This window comes from Guyparkeria hydrothermalis, assembly GCF_023555385.1.
Lineage (GTDB): Bacteria > Pseudomonadota > Gammaproteobacteria > Halothiobacillales > Halothiobacillaceae > Guyparkeria > Guyparkeria hydrothermalis_A.
The window spans coordinates 147,158-164,748 of record NZ_JAJSED010000001.1; the positions used below are offsets into that span (position 1 = coordinate 147,158).

The window sequence follows — 17,591 nt, forward strand, 5'->3', positions numbered from 1 at the left end:
CCTAAATAACAGTACGGCCGCATGGCAGTCTCAACCTTGGGCGCTCAGCGGTGTTTGTCAGCAATCGCCTTGATCGCCGGCATATCTACGCCCAGTTCTCCTGCCTGAGCCAACGCCCGCGCCATCCGCTGTGGTGCTGAACGTCCCATGCACTGGTGTTGCGGGTCGCCGTCGAAGCCGCGCACCATGCCGTCGATCAGTCGCTGGTGGTCCAATGACCGCCCGACTTTCGCTTCCTGCAGCCTGATGACGTCAGCGGCGGTATCACGCGCCAGCTGCTGGTGGTTGGACCAGAGGTGCTCCACGTCGCCGCCGGTCTCGAGCCCGGCGATGTTGGTGGTCAGGATGTAGACGTTCTTGATAGCCAGCTCTTCGAGCATCTCGTCGGCATCGTCGACGCGGTGGGCCGGGATATCGAGCGACTGCATCGCCTGAACGAGCGCCTCGGCCTTCGGGCCGTGCACCGGCGAGGAAACGAGCGGCTTGACCGGCTTGCCCGGTTTCTTTTCGAACCAGATCGAAGCGACGGTCGGGGTCTCGATGCCGTGCTTGCGCCAGTCGCCGGGCAGCAGCTCGTTCTGTATCAGGACCAGGCGGTTGAACCAGACGCTCGGGATCTGTTCGAGCACCGGGTCGAGGTCCTTCTCACCGACGGCGACCAACAGGCCGTCGAGATCGGGTTTTGCCGCCAGGGCGGTCGCGATGTCGGTCTCGCGGCCGATCGGGAAGACCGGGTGGCCAGTCTTCAACAGGCCATGGGCGAGCACGCCGCCGATCTCGCCGGCGCCGATCACGCCCCATTCGGTGGCAAACGGCTGGGTCATGAATCTCTCCTCAGTCTTGTTCGTCTTCGTCGGGGATCAGCAGCTGCCCCGCGGTCAGGATCTTCTCCAGCAGGATGCGCGCGCTGGCATTGCTGGCCCGCTCGGCCAGCGCCTCGCCCTCCACAACGATGTGCTGGCTGAGGAAGCGCGCCAGCGGCAGGCTTTCGGCATCCAGTTCGTGGCTCTGGCCGTCGATGCACAGCCGCCCCGGGTCGTCGCCGGCCGGTTCCAGCAGCAGCCAGCGCGAGGCCGGGGTACGCTGCAGTTCGGCGACCTCGTTCAGGTGGTCGAGGATGCCCGCGATCTCTTCCTCGTGATAGCGCGGGTAGAGCGCAGCATGGTCGACCGGGCGCTCGGTCAGGGTCTCGGCGATCAGACGGTCGACGAGACTGTCGTCCGTAGCCATCGCCTCGAGCACCCACTGGCGCAACCGTTCGCGGGTCGCTACGGGCAGCTCACCCGGATTCTCGGCCGGTGTCAGGTCGGGGTCACGGTAGCGGTCTTCCGTGGCCACCGTGGCGAGCCGGTCGCAGACGCCGCCGACGAGATCCGCCTGGGTGGGGGCGCGGAAGCCGACCGAATAGGTCATGCAGTCGTCCAGCGCCACACCGTGGTGCGGGATGCCCGGCGGCAGGTAGAGCATGTCGCCCGGCTCGAGCACCCACTCGTCCGTCGGGGTGAAGTCGGTGAGGATGCGCACGTCCAGCCCTTCGCGATAGGCCGTGTGCACCGGCGGGTTCTCGATCTGCCAGCGGCGCCGACCGTGGGCCTGGAGCAGGAAGACGTCGTAGTCGTCGATGTGCGCGCCGACCGAGCCGCCCGGCGGGGCGTAGGAGATCATCAGGTCGTCGATGCGCCAGTCGGGCACGAAACGGAAGCGCTCGACGATCTCCATCAGCTCGGGGATCAGCTTTTCGCAGTCGGTGACCAGCAGCGAGTAGCCGTCCTCGGGCAGGGCGCGGAAGTCGTCTTCGCTGAACGGCCCCATTTTCAGTTGCCAGTCGCGCTCCTCGCCGTGCTCGAGGATCAGGCGCGACGGGGCATCAGCCTCGCAGGCAAGCCCGGCCAGTTCCTCGGGGGCGAGCGGGCTCTCGAAGCCCGGGATGGCCCCTCGGATCAGGACCGGTTTTTTCTGCCAGTAGTCGCGGAGAAAGGTCTCGACGGAGAGTTCTCCGAGCACATGGTCGATGGTGGTGTGCGTCGAACCGGGCATGGCCGTTTCCCTGCGTTTGGATAGGTGAGGGGAAGTCTAACGGATAAGGCGGAGCGGGGTAGAGTGGTCGGGCGGGAGCAAACATGGTCAGGTGGCCACCCCACTCGTCATTCCCGCGAATGCGGGAATCCACGGGCACGTGGTCCGGGCTACCCGTCGAGCCAGGCCCTGGCGGTGACTTTGGAGGAAGGGGTCCTTCGTCCATTCTGCGGCTTCGATTTCTGGATTCCCGCGTTCGCGGGAATGACGCCTGTTGGGTGCGGGTGTGTCTCGCCGTAAATTGGCGCATGCTAGGTTGTGAACTGCCGCAAACGAAAAACGGCGCGCTGGTGGGCGCGCCGTCGTGGGGTTTCGCCTCGGGCGATAGGTCTATTTCTCCAGGCGGTTCAGACCGATCGCACGCATGATGTACTTCTCGTACAGCGGCTCGGAGGTGCCCTTCTTCATCTTGCGGATGAAGTATTTCTCGAAGGCGATCTTGGCCAGGTGCACCCAGCGCCCGGCGGCGAACCAGTTGACGTTGCGCGGCGGGATCTGCGGCATGGCAATGAAGGCCGCGCCGCGGTCGCCGAAGTCGGCCAGGCAGATGGCTTGCCAGGTGCCCTTGGAATTCGGCTCGCCCTCGCCGGTCAGCTCGGCCTGGATGTTGTGCACGATGGCGGTGACCATCGACTCGATCATGTAGCCGGTCTTGGGCGCGCCGGTGGGTACCGGCGTCTTCTCGACCGGCGGGATGGCGATGGCCACCCCGGCAGCGAAGATGTTCTTGTAGGTCGGGTTGCGCTGGTAGTCGTCGACCTTGACGAAACCGCGCGGGTTGCACAGCTCCTCGACGTTGGCGACGCAATCGACGCCCTTGAAGGCCGGCAGCATCATCGAATGGTTGAAGGGGAGTTCGTGGGTCTGCTTCACCTTGCCGTCACTGTCGAGCTCCTCGACGTGCATCATGCCTTCTTCGACCTTGGTGGTCTTCGCGTTGGTGATCCACTTGATGTCATGCGAGCGCATCTCGGACTCGAGCATGCCCTTGGAGTCGCCCACGCCGCCCAGGCCCAGGTGGCCGATGTACGGTTCGGCGGTGACGAAGGTGATCGGCACCTTGTTGCGGATCTTCTTCTTGCGCAGGGCCGAGTCCAGGATGAAGGCGTACTCGTAGGCCGGGCCGTAGCAGCTCGCCCCCGGCATGGCGCCGACGATCACCGGCCCCGGGTTTTCCACCAGCTTCTTGAAGTCGTCGTAGGCCTGCTCGGCATGATCGATGGTGCAGACCGACTCGGTGTGGCCGCCGTGCGGGCCGGCGCCTTCCACCTCGTCGAACATCAGCTTCGCGCCGGTGGTGATGATCAGGTAGTCGTAGTCGACCACTTGGCCATCGGCCAGGTCGAGGCGGTTGCCCTCGGCGTCGATGCGGTCGACCCGTTGTGCAATGAAGTCGATCTTCTTGCGATTGAGGTAGGGCTCGATCGGGAAGGTGATGTCGTCGCGGTTGCGCCAGCCGACGGCGACCCATGGGTTGGAGGGGACGAACTGGAAGTAGGGCTCGGCGTTGATCACCGTGATCTGGTGTTCGTCGCCTAGGGCTTCTCGGGCCTCGTAGGCGGCGGGCAACCCACCGATACCGGCACCCAGAATGACGATATGTGCCATGACATGCTCTCCCTGTTGATGGTGACCCTCGGGCGCCTTTCGCCCGCGAAGAATCCTCGGGGTCGATTGTTCACCCAGGGGTCGGGGAAAATCAAGCTATGTCATTGAGAAAATCAATTTCTCGTCGAGGTAGCTTGGCAAGCTGTTGAATTTACGCAACAGAATTCAAGGCCAAGTATATTAGTAAACAATTAACGCGCGGCAGTCAGGTCGTCTTGCCACGCCAGTCGGCCAGGTGTTCGCGGGGGAAGCCGATGATCGAGGACGGTGCCGGGGAGAGGTCCACCCACAGGCCGCGATGATTGGGCCAGCGTTCGTCGAACCAGTGGCGGCCATTGCCCATCTCGATAAAGATCCAGCCGCCCGGTTCGAGGTGGGCGGGGGCCTGATCGAGCAGGCGTTCGACCAGTGCCAGCCCTTGGTCGGGCGCGAACAGGGCGCCGGCAGGCTCGTGGCCGTACTCCGCCGGTAGGTCCTCGGCTTCGTCGGGGTGCACGTAGGGCGGGTTGCTGACGATCAGGTCGAAAACCAGTGGGGTGTCGTTGTCGTCGCGTAGCTGGTCGAACCCGTCGGACTGCACCAGCTCGACGCGGTCCTCGAGGTGGTAGTCGGCGACGTTGTGGGACGCGACCGCCAGTGCGCCAAAGTCGATGTCGCTGCCGATGACCAATGCTTGCGGGAAATGTTCGGCCAGGGCGATCGCGATGCACCCGGACCCGGTGCCGATGTCCAGAGCGCGCTTGATGCGTCGGCCGTGATGCAGCACGCCCTTGAAATCGTCGCGGATCAGGTCGCCGAAGGGTGAACGCGGGATGAGCACGCGCTCGTCGACGTAGTAGGGCTGGCCGAGGAACCATGCCCGGTTGAGCAGGTAGGCCGTCGGAATGTGGTCGAGGCATCGCCGGCGGAGCAGTTCGGCTAGCTGCGAACGTTCCTCGCCGGTCAGCCGGGCGTCCCACCAGCTGCGGTCGAGATCCGGGGGCAGGCGCAATCCCTCCAGCACGAGCCAGGCGGCTTCGTCCAGATAGGTCATCGTGCCATGGCCGAGGAATACGCCGTGCTCGTCCATGCGGCTGGCGGCCCAACGGACGAAGTCGAGGATGGTCTCGAGGTGGTCGTGATTGCCGAGCGTGTCGGGTCTCGGGTCGTGTGCTTCGGTTGGGATCATGGCGTGGAGACCGTCGCGTGTGCGCGTGTGAATACCGGGGCGGCTGGATATGACTCTGGCACAATACTACCTTCCCATCCGCACTCTTTCGCCAAGCGAGGCACCATGGCATCCGCAACGAACACCGTGAAATGGCAATCGCGTCTCTGGGCGCGTCTGCAGTACGTCCTGCCTCATCACCTGATTTCGGGCGTGGTGTTCCGCGTCACCCGCTGGCGGGCGCCCTGGACCACCTGGCTGATCCGTCGTTTCGTGCGCGCTTTTGGCGTCAATCTCGACGAGGCGGCACAGCCCGACCCGACCGCCTACGAGACCTTCAACGCCTTTTTCACGCGCCCACTGGCCGATGGGGCACGGCCGATCGAGGGCGAGGCTGGCGATTGGGTCAGCCCGGTCGATGGCGGGATCAGCCAGATCGGCCATATCCAGTCGGGCAATATCTTCCAGGCCAAGGGGCATGCCTATACCGCCACCGACCTGCTGGGAGGGGATGCCGAGCTGGCCGAGCAGTTCAAGGACGGCTCGTTCGCCACGCTCTATCTCTCGCCGTCGGATTACCACCGCATCCACATGCCGGTCGACGGGACGCTGCGCGAGATGATTCACGTGCCGGGGCGGCTGTTCTCCGTCTCGACCGGCACGGTAGCCGAGGTGCCGCGCCTGTTTGCCCGCAACGAGCGCCTGGTCTGCCTGTTCGACACGGCTGATGGGCCGATGGCAATGGTGCTGGTCGGCGCGATCAACGTCTCGGCGATCGAAACAGTCTGGGCGGGGTTGGTCACCCCGAGCCCGCAGCGCCAGGTGGGGCGCTGGGCGTATCGGGATGAGGATGGCCTGTCGATTCGGTTGAAGCGGGGAGCCGAGATGGGGCGCTTCAATATGGGCTCGACCGTGATTCTGCTCACCGCGCCCGGGGTCGATTTCGATCCGCGCTGGCAGACCGAGATGCCCATCAAGTTGGGCGAGCGGCTTCAGGCCACCAGCGCGCAGGACTGACGTCGAGCGGTGATGGGCCGGGTCACGCCCGGGCGTTGCTGAACGGGATCACCTGATCGATGTCATCGCTGCCGGTCAGCCACATCAGCAGCCGGTCGACGCCCAGCGCCACGCCGGTGCAGGCGGGCAGGCCGTCGTGTTCCAGGGCGTCGAGAAAGCGCCGCTGGGTGCCGGCTGCCTCTGCTATCTGTCCATCAACGCCAAGTCGGCGCGCCTGCTCGGCAGGGTCGGTCAGCTCGTCGTAGCCGTTGGCGAGTTCCAGTGTGCCACCGTAGATCTCGAACCGGCTGGCGATCGTCGTTTGTCGCCCCTCGAATTCCCGTGTTTCCAGTCGGGCCATGGCTGCCTGACTGGACGGGTAGCCGGTCACCACCGTCAGCCGTCCGGCCGGGAAGGTAGGTTCGATTACCGTGCTCATCAGCAGATCCAGCCAATCGTCACGTCGCATGCCTGATGAGTCGTTCAGGGTGATGCCGGCCTCACTGGCTGCCATTCGCAGGCTTTCCGTATCGGCAATGTACGGATCGAGCCCGCAGTGTTCTCGGAATAGTGGTCCGTATTCGCGTCGTTCCACTGCGCTGGCGGGTTGGCCGAGCACCTCGCCGGCGGCGTGGATCAGCGACAGGCTGGTCTCGATACCGGTCGCCAGGTCGGCACCGGTCTCGTACCACTCGAGCATGGTGAATTCGGGGTTGTGGCGCGTGCCGCGCTCGCCGGCCCGGAACACCGGCCCCAGGTAGTAGAGACCGGGCAGGTCCGGATAGGCGGAAAGGATGCGCTTCATCGACAGCTCGGGCGAGCTGTGCAGGCTGCCGGCCGGAGTGCCGTCGGCGAGCGTGACGCGGAACAGCGCGATGTTGGGCTCGAAGTCCGGGCTGTCGATCAGGCTGGGGGCGTCGATCTCCAGCCAGCCACGCTCGTCGAGGGTCTCGCGCAGGCAGCGCTTGAGGCGTGCCCGCCGGACGAGCATGTCGCGGCTCGCGCCGGGGCGCCAGTCCACGTCAGGGGAGGAGGGTGAACCGATGCTTCGGGCGCGTCAGTTCTTGACGCGCGAGAGATATTCGCCGGTGCGGGTGTCGCAGCGCAGCACCTCGCCTTCCTCGATGAACAGCGGCACCTTGACCACGGCGCCGGTTTCCAGCGTGGCCGGCTTGGTGCCGCCGGTGGCGGTGTCGCCGCGGATGCCCGGGTCGGTCTCGACGACCTTGAGCTCGACGTGGTTCGGCGGCAGCACCTGGATCGGGTTGCCGTTGAACAGCGTGATCTGGCACATGTCCTGTTCCTTGAGCCACTGCGCCGAATCGCCGACGGCTTCCTTGGTGGCCACGACTTGCTCGAAGGACTCGGGGTCCATAAAGTGCCACTCCTCGCCGTCGGAGAAGAGATACTGCATCTCCAGCTCGAGCACGTCGGCCGCCTCGATCGATTCGCCCGACTTGAACGTGCGCTCGATGGTCTTGCCCGTCTTGAGGTTCTTCAGCTTGACCCGGCTGAATGCCTGGCCCTTGCCGGGCTTGACGAACTCGTTCTCGACGATGTTGGCCGGGTCGCCGTCGAGCATGACCTTGAGGCCGGAGCGGAATTCGTTGGTGCTGTAAGTAGCCATGGAAACCTGTCAGTCAATCGAAAGTCGTTGGAAATGGCCGCGATCATACCCGATAACCCCTCTACATCCCAGCACCGCGCCGATCGTGCCGACGAAGCATTCGTCGAGCTGACCACTCCGCTGGTCGAGTCGCAGATCGACGCCGGCGACCCCGACGACCCCGTTGCCCGCCAGTTTCGTATCGACCCGCGCGAGTCACTCGAGGTGCCCGGGTTCGATGCGGACCCGGTCGGTGATCTTGCCGCCAATGCCGTGCCCGGCGTGCTGCACAAGTACCATGGCCGGGCGCTGCTGGTGCTGACCGGCGCCTGCGCGGTGCACTGCCGCTACTGCTTCCGCCGCCATTTCCCCTACGGCGACCAGCGTCTCGACGAGGCGGCGCTCGACCGCGCGCTGGACTACCTCGCCGACGATCCGGACATGACCGAGGTGATCCTCTCCGGCGGCGATCCGCTGGTGCTCAGTTCGCGCCGCCTGGCCGGGATTCTCGAACGACTGGCCGCGCTGCCGCATCTGCGTCGGTTGCGCATCCACAGCCGCATTCCCACGGTGTCCCCCGAGCGCGTCGACGAGCGCCTTTGCGAGGCGCTGGCGGCCTTTCCGGTGCCGGTAGTGCTGGTCGCCCACGTCAATCACCCTCGCGAGCTCGCTCAGGCCAGCGGGGAGGCATTCGATCGGCTGCAGCGCGCCGGCGTCACGCTTCTCAACCAGTCGGTGCTGCTCCATGGGGTGAACGACGACGCCGAGGTGCTGGCCTCGCTGTCCGAATCACTCTTCGACCAGGGGGTGCTGCCCTACTATCTGCATCATCTCGACCCGGTGGCCGGGGCGGCGCACTTTGCCGTGGGTGCCGATGCCGGTCGCGCACTGGTGGATACCCTGCGATCAAGGCTGCCGGGATACCTTGTGCCGACGTTCGTGGTCGAGCAGGCCGGCGAGCCGAGCAAGACGCCGCTTTGATCGGAGCACAACCGCGCGATCATGCCCTTGGCGACGCGGGTGCGTAGATTCCAGCGTGCGCATTGAATACAGTATGATCAACGGCCCGTCCGGATGGCGGCGAGAATAACGGAATTACGGTAGGCGCGTCCCGGCAGGGACGGGAAAGGGAGCTTCGTCAATGCCGGAAACACTACAGACGAATGCCGCAGATGATCTGCAGGCACTCTTGGATCGAATCGCGGTCGCCGAGCCGACCCGGGCCGCCAGTCTGCTGGCCGGGTTTCTCGGACGCGCCGATCTCGAGGAAATCAGCGACGAGGACCTGGCCGATCTGATCGCGGTACTCGAACCCCAGATCGCTCGGACAGCGACCGCATTGCGACGAGGCCTGCGGCAGAGTTCACTGCCGATCACGGATACGGCCCATGAACAGCTCTCGGCGCTGTTCACGCTCTATCGCGCCGCCCAGTCGCTGGCCAACCTGCAACTCGGTCTTGCCAAGGCCGGCGATAGCCCGGAGGCGATGCTGGCCGAGGCCAGCGCACATCGGAATCGGGTGGAGTGGGCCGCGCGGCTGATCCTCGATTGCTATCAGCTGTATGTCGGCGTCCCGCAGCCGCTGTTTGCCGACTTGCACCAGTTCGCGCGCGCCGCCTGCCGGGATCTCGACGCCAGCCGACCGGCGGCCTGGGATGGCGTCCGGGACGTCTATGTCGCGATCCTGCTGCTAGGCATGGTCAATCCCTATGCCCTGACCGTCGAGGAGATGGCGATTCTCTATCCCTGCCTGCGCGAAGTCGCCGCCGAGGTCGAGATCACCACCGGACGGCCGACGGGGTCCTCGCGATTCGTCGACATGACCGGCCGGCTGGCACCTCACATCGCGGTACGGGGCGGCAAGGCGACCGTTGACGGGGCGGTCTACGTCGGCGTGGAGCGGCTCTATCGCCCGGAGACCGCCCAGCGACTGGGCCAGGAGTGCCGGGTGGCGCTGCGTGGCTTCCTGCGCCGGCTGCAGTTCTTCCTCACCTCGCGGGAAACGCGCCGGCAGGAACATCACGATTCGGCGCTCGGCGAGCGTTCGCTGATCACCATCGGCTTTCACAGCGTGCATCATCGGCTGCTGGATGAGATGCTTTACAGCGTGCGCGCTTCGCAGCATCTCACTATCTCGGGGCTTGACTGGGAAGGGCTGGAGCGGCCGGTGCACGGGCAGGTCAAGAAGGCGCCGAGCATCCACGACTTCAAGCTCGAGCTCGATGGCGGCGCCAAGGGCGACATCGACTGGGAGGCCATGCCGGATGCCGAGCGCAGGCGGGTCGGCCCGCGGTTGAACCGCCCGTCCACCTGGGACGTGGTCAATCTGTCCGAACGAGGCCTGCGCCTTCACTGGCGGCTGGCCGATAACAGCCGGGCGGCGGTGGACGAGTTGATTCTCATCGAGCGGGACCCGGACGATGAGGCGGGCGGACTGGAGGCGGTAGTCGGGCTCGGCGTGATTCGCTGGGTGCGTCACCTCGATGAGGGGAACCGCACCATCGACATGGGCGCCGAACGGCTCGATGGCGACTGGATGGCCTATTTCGCCCGTCCGAGCGGCGCCTCGTCGCAGACATCTGCCACGTGGCCGGTACTCGCCCGTGTGGATGGCAACCGGATCGATCAGCTGATCCTGCCGCCGGATCTCGCCGATCACGGCAGTCAGGTGACCGTGATCCGGGAGCAGGGCACAGACATACATCTCAACCTGGAGCGAATCGTGATGGTCGGTTCGCATCTGGTGGTCATGGAGGCTAGCAACGCGTGACCCTTGTCGAATCCATCGAAAACACACCGTTTTCCATCCTGCACATCACGGGGTCGGTCAATGACTCGATCGCCCTGAGAGGCGAGTTGCGCAACGCGGGGCTGCAGGCCGGCGTGCACAACGCTCCCGATTTCGATGCCGCGCGCCAGGAAATTGCGAAGAACCCCGTCGACGTGATCTACGTCGAATTCGAGAACAGCGCCGAGCAGATGCTGACGGCACTCAATGAGCTGGCAGACCGAGAGCCGGCACTCAAAGGGGTGCCGATTGTGGTCTACGACGACACGGCTGATGCCGAGCAGGTCGAGGGCTTTCTCGAGGCCGGGGCGTTCGTCGTGATCGAGCACGAAGCCCTGGTCGAGCCGCTGCTGATGCGCGCCGTGGCCACGGGCCTGCTGCACAAGGATCGTGAAAACAAGGTCATTCAGCTGGCCAAGTCCGAGCTGCGCTGCCAGAAGCTGATCGACGGCTCCGCCGAGGCGGTGGCGTATATCCAGGACGGCCTGCACATCTACGCCAACCGGGCCTACCTTGATCTGCTGGGGTTCGACAGCATCGACGACCTGCTCGAGGAGCCGATCCTCGATCTGGCCGCGGGCGATTCGGCACAGCGGCTCAAGGCGTTTCTCAAGACGGAGGACGCCGAGGACACCTTTACCTTCCGCACCAACGGCGGCCACGAGATCGACGTGAGGGTGAACAGCACCGCCGCGTCGTTCGATGGCGAGCCCTGCCTGCAGATCTTCGCCAATCAGGTGAAGGAAGACGTCGGCGACATCTCCGAGCAGCTGGAATATTTTGCCCGGCGCGACCTGCTCACGGGCCTGTACAACCGCAACTACCTCTTCGAGCAGATCGAGGCCCGGCGTGCGGAGATCGAGGCCGAGGAAGAGGGCAGCGGCGCCCTGTTGCTGCTGGAGATCCTCAACCACGAGGAAATCAAGCGGCACATCGGCACCACCGGCATGGACAATGTCCTGACGGAGTTCGGCAAGAAGATCGAGGAGCGCGTCGGTGGTCAGGGGCTGGTCGCTCGTCACGGCGCCTTTTCCTTCCTGACGCTGCTGGGCCGGCTGGATCGCGACCACACGGCCGAGCTCGCCCACGCCCTCAACGAGCTGGCGCGCGAGTACGTCTTCACCCAGGGGACCACGTCCGTCACGGTGATCACCTCGGCGGGCTATCTCGTGCTCGACGAGAATTCGCCGCCGAACGCGGCCGAGCTGGTCGATCGCGTCGAGAGGGCCTCCAACCGGGCCGCGCAGGAGGGCGAATACCAGGCACGGCTGTACGAGCCGGACATCAAGACCGCCTCCGAACGCGAACAGGACGAGGCCTGGGCGCGGAAGATCAAGGCCGCGCTGCGCGAGAGCCGCTTCTCGATGGTGTTCCAGCCGATCGTTTCCCTGACCGGCGACAGGGAGATCAGCCGCTACGAGGTCTTCGTGCGCATGGTCGACGAGGACGGCACCCTGATCTCGCCGGCGGAATTCCTCTCCCAGGCCGAGCGCGGCGACCTGATCCAGTCGATCGACCGCTGGGTGGTCCTCTCCGCGATCAAGCAGATCCACAACGGCGTGAAGGCGGGCGAAAAGCCCAAGCTCTACATCCGGATCAGCGACGCGTCGCTGCACGACCCCGAATTCTCCAAGTGGCTCGTCCAGCGCTTGCAGATGACCCGCCTGCCGGACACGCTCCTCGCGATCCAGGTCTCCGTCAACAAGGCGGGTCACGCCCTGCGTCACCTAGCCGACATGCAGGAGGCGATGCGTCCGCTGGGTGGCGAACTGATCCTCGATGGCTTCGGTTCAGGAGAAGATGGTTTCCGCATCCTCGACCACCTGCCGGTCTCGACCATCAAGATCGCCCGCCGTCTCCTGGAGAACTTCGCGCAGGAAAGCGCCAACCAGGATCGGGTCGGCGAGGTGGTGCAGCACGCCAAGCAGGCGGACATGGCCGTGATCGTGCCCAACGTCGAGAATGCGGCCAGCCTGCAGGTGCTGTGGCCGCTGGGCGTCGATTTCGTCCAGGGCGACTTCATCCAGGCCCCCCAGGAATCGCTCGAGTTCGATTTCGCCCAGTTCTGATGGTCGCCGTTCGGGAAAGCCAACGACCCCGCGAATCCGCGGGGTTTCCAATTCCCGTGGACGTCTCCTAAGATGAGCGCCGCCCGGCGCCCGCCGGGCCACTTCGCCCACTCTCGAGAACCGACGCCGTGACCGACGCCGACCGACCCCTAGCCCCGCCCCTGAAGACCAGCCGGTCCACCGACCGCATCCTGGTCCAGGGGCTCGAATTCGAGACCATCATCGGCATCCTGCCGCATGAACGGGAGACCCCGCAGCCGCTGCGTGTCGACCTGGTGCTCGAGGTGGACTCGTTTCGCGATGCGGCGGCCAGCGAACGGATCGACCGGACGGTCGACTACGCCGCGGTATCGCGGCGCGTCACCGAGATCGCCCGCGAGGGGCGTTTTCAGCTGGTCGAGACTCTGGCCGAGACGACCTGCGAGGCCCTGTTGGCGGAGTTCCCGATTCGGCGCGTGACGTTGCGGGCGATGAAGCCGCATGCCCTTGCCGAGGCCGCCGGTGTGGGCGTGGAAATCACGCGGGAGGCGCCTGCCGGGGAGGGCGCATGAGCCCCAGTTCCCGTCAGGAAGGGTTCGAGCTGCCGGCGCCGAGCTCGGCTGATCAGGCCAAGAGCCTCGAGCTGATCGAGCAACTGGTCGATCGAATGCGCGACGGGCCTATTCCGTTCGCCGACTACATGGCCACAGCCCTCTATCACCCCACGCTGGGCTATTACGGCAGCGGCCAGGTTGCCTTCGGTCCGGGCGGTGACTTCATCACCGCCCCCGAGCGTTCCCGCTTCTTCACGGCGGGGCTGGCCTACGAATGGCATCAGGCTCGAGCAGCGGGCCTCGAGGCCGAGATCCTCGAGGTCGGCGCCGGCTCGGGCAGGCTGGCAATCGACCTGCTCGAGCACCTTGCCGCCGACGACGCGCTCCCCGAGCGCTACACCATCCTCGAGATCTCTCCGGCGCTGGCGGCCCGCCAGGCGGACAATCTGCGCGCATCGCTGCCGCCTGAGCTGGTCGAGCGCGTGCATTGGATCGACGCCTGGTCGGCACTTGATTGGTCGGGCGGGATCGTGATCGCCAACGAGGTTCTCGACGCCATGCCGGTCGAGCGCTTTCGCTGGTGGCCGGGCAAGCCGGAGACCGCCGAGCGCATGCAGGTGGGCTTCGACGGCCAGCGCTTCGTTTGGGAAGCCCGGCCGGCGGATGACGCCTTGCGGGCGGCGGTCGAGGCGATCGCTGCCCGCATCGAGCGGCCGATCGTGCCGCCGCGCGAGACCGTGCTGGCGGAATACAATCCGGAACTAGAACCCTGGCTGGCCGAGATGGTCGCCGCGCTCGGTGCGGGCGGCGAGAGTTGGATCTACCTGTTCGATTACGGCAGCCACACCGCCGATATCTACCGGGCGGATCGCGACGAGGGCACCCTCAAGTGCCATTACCGCCACCTCGCGCACGAAGACCCGTTCGTCTATCCCGGGTTGCAGGACATCACCGCCTGGGTGGATTTCCAGGCAGTCGAGCAGGCAGCCGAAGCCGCTGGGTTCGCCATCGACGGCGAGCGCAGCCAGGCCCAATGGCTGCTGGGCACCGACGTTCCGCAGGCGGTCGAGCGGGCATTGCAGGCGCGCGACTCTTTGGCCGACCAGGCGCAGCTGGCTCAGGAATTCCGCGAGCTGGTCATGCCCACCGAGATGGGCGAGCGCTTTCGTGTCATGCGGCTGCGACTAGGCGGTTAGTCAGACGCGCTCGAGTCTGCGAGGCGCTGGATGGCGCCACTCTCTCCATGCTCCAGCCAGTCGAGCAGGGCGGGCATGACCGCACAGGGCGGCTGGCGATCTTCGGCAAGTTCGCCCGGGAAACGGGCATGGCGCAGGCGGCTGTTGACCGCGCCCGGGTCGAATCCCGTGATCCACACCTGCGGCGCCTCCGCCGCCCACTGGTGGATCATCCGTTCCAGCCCCGCGTGGGCGATATCGTGCGCACTGCCGAAGGCCTCGGTGCCCCGGTCGGTGAAGAACAGCACGCGCGGTTGCTTGGACCGCTCCAGCAGTGGCCAGCAGGCGCGCGTCAGTGCGAACGGTGCGGTCAGATTGACGTGCAGGCTTTCCTGGAACTTCATCAGCTCGGCGTGGGCCAGTGGGGCCAGCTCCCCCGCGGTGCCCATGGCGTGCACCAGCAGGTCGAGCCGGCCGAAGGCCTGTTCGATCCCCGTGATCAGTTGTTCGTAGTCCTCGGGCGCGGCGCCGGAGAAATCGACCGGCTGGATCAGCGGCGGCTCGCCGCGTGCCTCGTCGGGCACGTCGGGGAGTACGCGATCGACGATATCGTCGGCCAGCCGTTCGAGCTGGTCGAGCTTTCGCCCCAGCAGGATCAGGGTCGCACCGCGTGCCGCGAGTGTCTGCGCGGTGGCCGTGCCGAGCGCTCCGCTGGCGCCGTTGATCAGGACCACCTGGCCGGCGAACGAGGTATCGGGGGCGGACGAGTCGGTCATCGGGAATCCTTGGTGTGTGACGGAGTTACCAGGCGGCGCGCCAGGCGAGCCACCAACAGCGCAGCGGGCTGATTTCCACCCGGCCGGCCGTCAGTTCCTCGGGGGCAGATCGCATCAGCCGCAGGTGTTCGCGGTCGATGGCCCGCAGGATGCGGAACAGGCGCGGCGGCCGGCCGCTTGCCTGCCAGTCGCCGAGACCGGTGCCGATGCGCTCGAGCTCCTCGCGGAACAGCGCTTCGCGGCTGTCCGGCCCGGCATCTCGATAAAGGTCGGCCTCGTCGAGCCCGTGGCGGTTCAGGGTTTCCTGCGGCAGGTAGACGCGACCGCTGCGCGCATGGCGGCCCAGCAGACGCGCCCGGTCCAGCCGCCCGTGCCAGCGACCCAGTCGTGCCGCCGCGTCGACCTCATCGTCCGTCGCCTCCAGCAGGCGAGCATAGAGGGCGAACAGGCTCGCATAGCGGGCATCGAGATAGGCCTCCAGATCCGCCTCGGCGGCAAACCCCTCGTATTCGAGCTCGATACGCGCGCCGCCGAGCCGTTCCTCGAGGCGGGCTACCAAGGGCGAGTCCTCGCTGCGCGCTTCCTCGCCGAGACCGAGCGCATCCAGGCTTGTCAGCAGTGACTGGATCACCGGGTGCTCGGCGCGATCCTGCGTCATGCCCAGCAGCGCTTCGCGCCACCAGTCCAGCTTTGCCATCGCGACCTGCGGTTCGCTGACCGTCTCGGGGATTTCGGCCAGCGAGACGTCCAGCGCCCGCAGGGCAGTGATCGCCTGCTGCCGGTCGGCCGGCAGCTTGAGGCTGGCCAGACGGAACGGGCTGCCGACCGGGCGCGCCAGTCGCTCGCATTCGGCGTGGGCCAGTTGCGGATCGACGCTCGGGCTGGGGACTTCGCGGTTCATGGTCGCGGATCATACCAGTTCGCCCGCACGTGCCCGGTGACGCCTGCCGCTCAAGAAACCGCCGCCGGGGTCGATAAAGCGAATACCGAGTGTCCATTCCACGCCGTTTGATCGAGCAAGGTGCCCCGAACGATGAATCAACCCAGCATTCTGCGCCGCCTGAAATGGTCGTTTGTCGGCATGGGCGTCGTCATGGGAGCCATCTTCCCCGTGTTTGCCTCGTTCTTCGTCGAGTTTCGTGACGGCATGCTGGGGTGGTTCGTTGCCGGGTGCCTGGGCGCGGGCCTGACCGTCGGTTTCGTCAACTACGGGTTGGCCCATCTGATCCTGCTGCGCCGCATGGGGGCCCTGGCGCGGATTGCCGGCGCGGTGCGCGAGGGCAATCTCACCCAGAAGTGCAGCATCAAGAGCAATGACTCGCTCGGCGACATCGTCGCGAGCATCAACGCGATGATCGACCAGTTGCACGGCCAGATCGGCGACCTGAACCGGAGTAGTGACTCGCTTTCCGATGCCGCCGGTAGCCTCGACGACAGTGTCTCGAGCGTCATGGACGCCCAGGGGCGGGTTCAGTCGCAGCGGGAGCGCACCCTCGGGGAGGCTCGCGAGGTGGCCGACGGCGGCGACCGATTGGTCGACGCGATCGTCGAGGCCGGCCAACAGGCGAGCGAAATGCAGTCGCGCGCGGAGCAGACGCGGGACGAGGTGGGGGAAAGCGTCACGTCAATCACCCGCTCACAGGAGCGTGTCCGGGAAACGGCCACCATCATCACCTCGCTGGTCGCCGCCCGTGACCGCATCAGCGGCATGACGGCCACTATCGATGCGGTGGCCGAACAGACCAACCTGCTGGCGCTGAACGCCGCGATCGAGTCGGCCCGTGCCGGCGAGCACGGCCGCGGTTTCGCGGTGGTGGCCGACGAGGTGCGCAAGCTGGCGGGGCGCAGCGCCGATGCGGCACGCGAGATCGGTCTGGTGATGGAGACGCTGGGCCGCGACGTGACCGCCGCCGACGAGAAAATGCAGGAGGCGAGTCGGTACTCGTCGGATGCCGAGCGCTCGTTGCAGACGGCCTCGGGCGGCCTGTCCCATATGCTCGAGTCGGTGGCGCAGACCGTGGCCCTCACCGAGGGGGCGGCCGGGCACGGTCATCAGCATCACGCATCCATCGAGCGGCTCACCGCGGATCTCAACGCGTTGCTGGAAGTCGTGGAGCGCAATGCCGAGGCGATGCAGTCGGCGAGCGCTGCGGTCGAGTCGGTCAATAGCGAGGCGGGTCGGCTGGCCGACCAGGTGTCGCGCTTCCAGCTCTGACCCGTTTTCGAGAGGCCGCTCAGCCGCGGCCCGTCACCACCCGCCAGCCGATGCGCGCGCCGGCCATCAGTTTCGCCAGCCCGTGGCGACCCGCACGGTCGTCGAACCAGAGTGACGGGTCGACCTGACGTTCTCGCAGGATCTGCTCGACCCGCGCGATGGTCAGGCGATAGCGCCAGCCACCCAGCCAGGGTTGGCCCAGCGCCGCCGCCCCCTGAAGCACGCGCCGGATCTGGCCGGCGAAATGCTCGTTGAAGCGGCGGAAGGCGAAGTCGACCCGCTTGTCCTGCCAGTGCGCTTCGGTGACCTTCATCTCGGCAAGCGTGTCGGCCGGCAGGCGTATGGCGTGCTCGGCGGCCTGATCGGCGTGGGCATCCATCCAGCCGTCCAGCAGGAGCACCGCCGTGATCAGCCCGTCGACACGGGCCTGATCGGTCGTATCCAGTTGGTCGAACCACGGGGGGCGAAAGGCCGGCAACCGGGCGCGGTAGTGCGCGATCAGGTCGCCGAGATTGGCCGGCTCGGTCACCGGCACCAGCGGAGCCTGTCGCAGCTTCACCTCCAGGGGCCAGGCGAGCAGGGCGGTGACGCGCGGGATCATC

At 66.2% G+C, this 17,591-nt stretch carries 16 protein-coding genes; 7 read left to right on the top strand and 9 right to left on the bottom strand.

All coding sequences use genetic code 11. From position 1 onward, the window contains the following. Positions 1-44: 44 nt before the first annotated feature. From LV476_RS00745 to prmB, 4 genes are all read right to left on the bottom strand, one after another. Complete coding sequence (locus LV476_RS00745) at positions 45-824, bottom strand: 2-dehydropantoate 2-reductase (RefSeq protein ID WP_250072322.1); 780 nt, start codon at positions 822-824, stop codon at positions 45-47. 10 nt (positions 825-834) lie between these two features. After that, positions 835-2,037 carry a cupin domain-containing protein gene (locus LV476_RS00750; RefSeq protein WP_250072324.1) on the bottom strand — a complete coding sequence of 401 codons (1,203 nt, stop codon included), beginning with the start codon at positions 2,035-2,037 and terminating at the stop codon, positions 835-837. 369 nt (positions 2,038-2,406) lie between these two features. After that, a complete protein-coding gene (locus tag LV476_RS00755; RefSeq protein WP_250072325.1) occupies positions 2,407-3,684 on the bottom strand; it encodes an NAD(P)/FAD-dependent oxidoreductase in 1,278 nt (425 codons plus the stop codon). 205 nt (positions 3,685-3,889) lie between these two features. Then, positions 3,890-4,852, bottom strand: coding sequence for a 50S ribosomal protein L3 N(5)-glutamine methyltransferase (gene prmB / locus LV476_RS00760; RefSeq protein ID WP_250072326.1), 963 nt, complete (start codon positions 4,850-4,852; stop codon positions 3,890-3,892). 105 nt (positions 4,853-4,957) lie between these two features. Here prmB and asd point away from each other — a divergent pair, with 105 nt between their 5' ends. After that, positions 4,958-5,848 (top strand): archaetidylserine decarboxylase, encoded by an 891-nt coding sequence (gene asd / locus LV476_RS00765; RefSeq protein ID WP_250072327.1) that lies wholly within the window; start codon positions 4,958-4,960, stop codon positions 5,846-5,848. A gap of 22 nt (positions 5,849-5,870) precedes the next feature. Here asd and LV476_RS00770 read toward each other — a convergent pair whose 3' ends face one another. After that, positions 5,871-6,848 carry an amino acid--tRNA ligase-related protein gene (locus tag LV476_RS00770; RefSeq protein ID WP_349665989.1) on the bottom strand — a complete coding sequence of 326 codons (978 nt, stop codon included), beginning with the start codon at positions 6,846-6,848 and terminating at the stop codon, positions 5,871-5,873. A 36-nt stretch (positions 6,849-6,884) separates the two neighbouring features. Next, positions 6,885-7,454 (bottom strand): elongation factor P, encoded by a 570-nt coding sequence (gene efp / locus LV476_RS00775; RefSeq protein WP_250072334.1) that lies wholly within the window; start codon positions 7,452-7,454, stop codon positions 6,885-6,887. Positions 7,455-7,487: 33 nt separating this feature from the next. Here efp and epmB point away from each other — a divergent pair, with 33 nt between their 5' ends. The 5 genes from epmB (at position 7,488) to LV476_RS00800 (ending at position 14,019) form a co-directional block, all read left to right on the top strand. Then, entirely contained in the window at positions 7,488-8,414 is a 927-nt protein-coding gene (epmB, locus tag LV476_RS00780) for an EF-P beta-lysylation protein EpmB (protein ID WP_250072338.1), read from the top strand. 160 nt (positions 8,415-8,574) lie between these two features. After that, positions 8,575-10,203 carry a hypothetical protein gene (locus LV476_RS00785; protein ID WP_250072340.1) on the top strand — a complete coding sequence of 543 codons (1,629 nt, stop codon included), beginning with the start codon at positions 8,575-8,577 and terminating at the stop codon, positions 10,201-10,203. After that, on the top strand, positions 10,200-12,290 hold the full coding sequence (locus LV476_RS00790) for an EAL domain-containing response regulator (RefSeq protein ID WP_250072342.1): 2,091 nt from the start codon (positions 10,200-10,202) through the stop codon (positions 12,288-12,290). The genes LV476_RS00785 and LV476_RS00790 overlap by 4 nt, the downstream gene beginning before the upstream one ends. A 128-nt stretch (positions 12,291-12,418) precedes the next feature. Continuing rightward, on the top strand, positions 12,419-12,841 hold the full coding sequence (folB, locus tag LV476_RS00795; RefSeq protein WP_250072351.1) for a dihydroneopterin aldolase: 423 nt from the start codon (positions 12,419-12,421) through the stop codon (positions 12,839-12,841). After that, the gene (locus tag LV476_RS00800) at positions 12,838-14,019 is read left to right on the top strand and encodes a class I SAM-dependent methyltransferase (protein ID WP_250072352.1); all 1,182 of its coding nucleotides are present in this window, start codon (positions 12,838-12,840) and stop codon (positions 14,017-14,019) included. Before folB ends, LV476_RS00800 begins: the two co-directional genes overlap by 4 nt. Here LV476_RS00800 and LV476_RS00805 read toward each other — a convergent pair. Together LV476_RS00805 and LV476_RS00810 are read right to left on the bottom strand one after the other, a co-directional pair. Next, complete coding sequence (locus LV476_RS00805) at positions 14,016-14,774, bottom strand: SDR family NAD(P)-dependent oxidoreductase (RefSeq protein ID WP_250072353.1); 759 nt, start codon at positions 14,772-14,774, stop codon at positions 14,016-14,018. The two genes, LV476_RS00800 and LV476_RS00805, sit on opposite strands and share 4 nt — an antisense overlap. Before the next feature lie 25 nt (positions 14,775-14,799). Continuing rightward, on the bottom strand, positions 14,800-15,675 hold the full coding sequence (locus tag LV476_RS00810; protein ID WP_250072354.1) for a phytoene/squalene synthase family protein: 876 nt from the start codon (positions 15,673-15,675) through the stop codon (positions 14,800-14,802). 132 nt (positions 15,676-15,807) lie between these two features. On the opposite strand from LV476_RS00810, the gene LV476_RS00815 reads away from it, so the two are divergent. Next, positions 15,808-16,989 carry a methyl-accepting chemotaxis protein gene (locus tag LV476_RS00815; protein ID WP_250072355.1) on the top strand — a complete coding sequence of 394 codons (1,182 nt, stop codon included), beginning with the start codon at positions 15,808-15,810 and terminating at the stop codon, positions 16,987-16,989. A gap of 19 nt (positions 16,990-17,008) precedes the next feature. Here the strand turns inward: LV476_RS00815 and LV476_RS00820 are convergent, their stop codons facing one another. After that, positions 17,009-17,590, bottom strand: a complete 582-nt coding sequence (locus LV476_RS00820; RefSeq protein ID WP_250072356.1) for a hypothetical protein — start codon at positions 17,588-17,590, stop codon at positions 17,009-17,011. Between the last annotated feature and the right edge of the window lies 1 nt (position 17,591).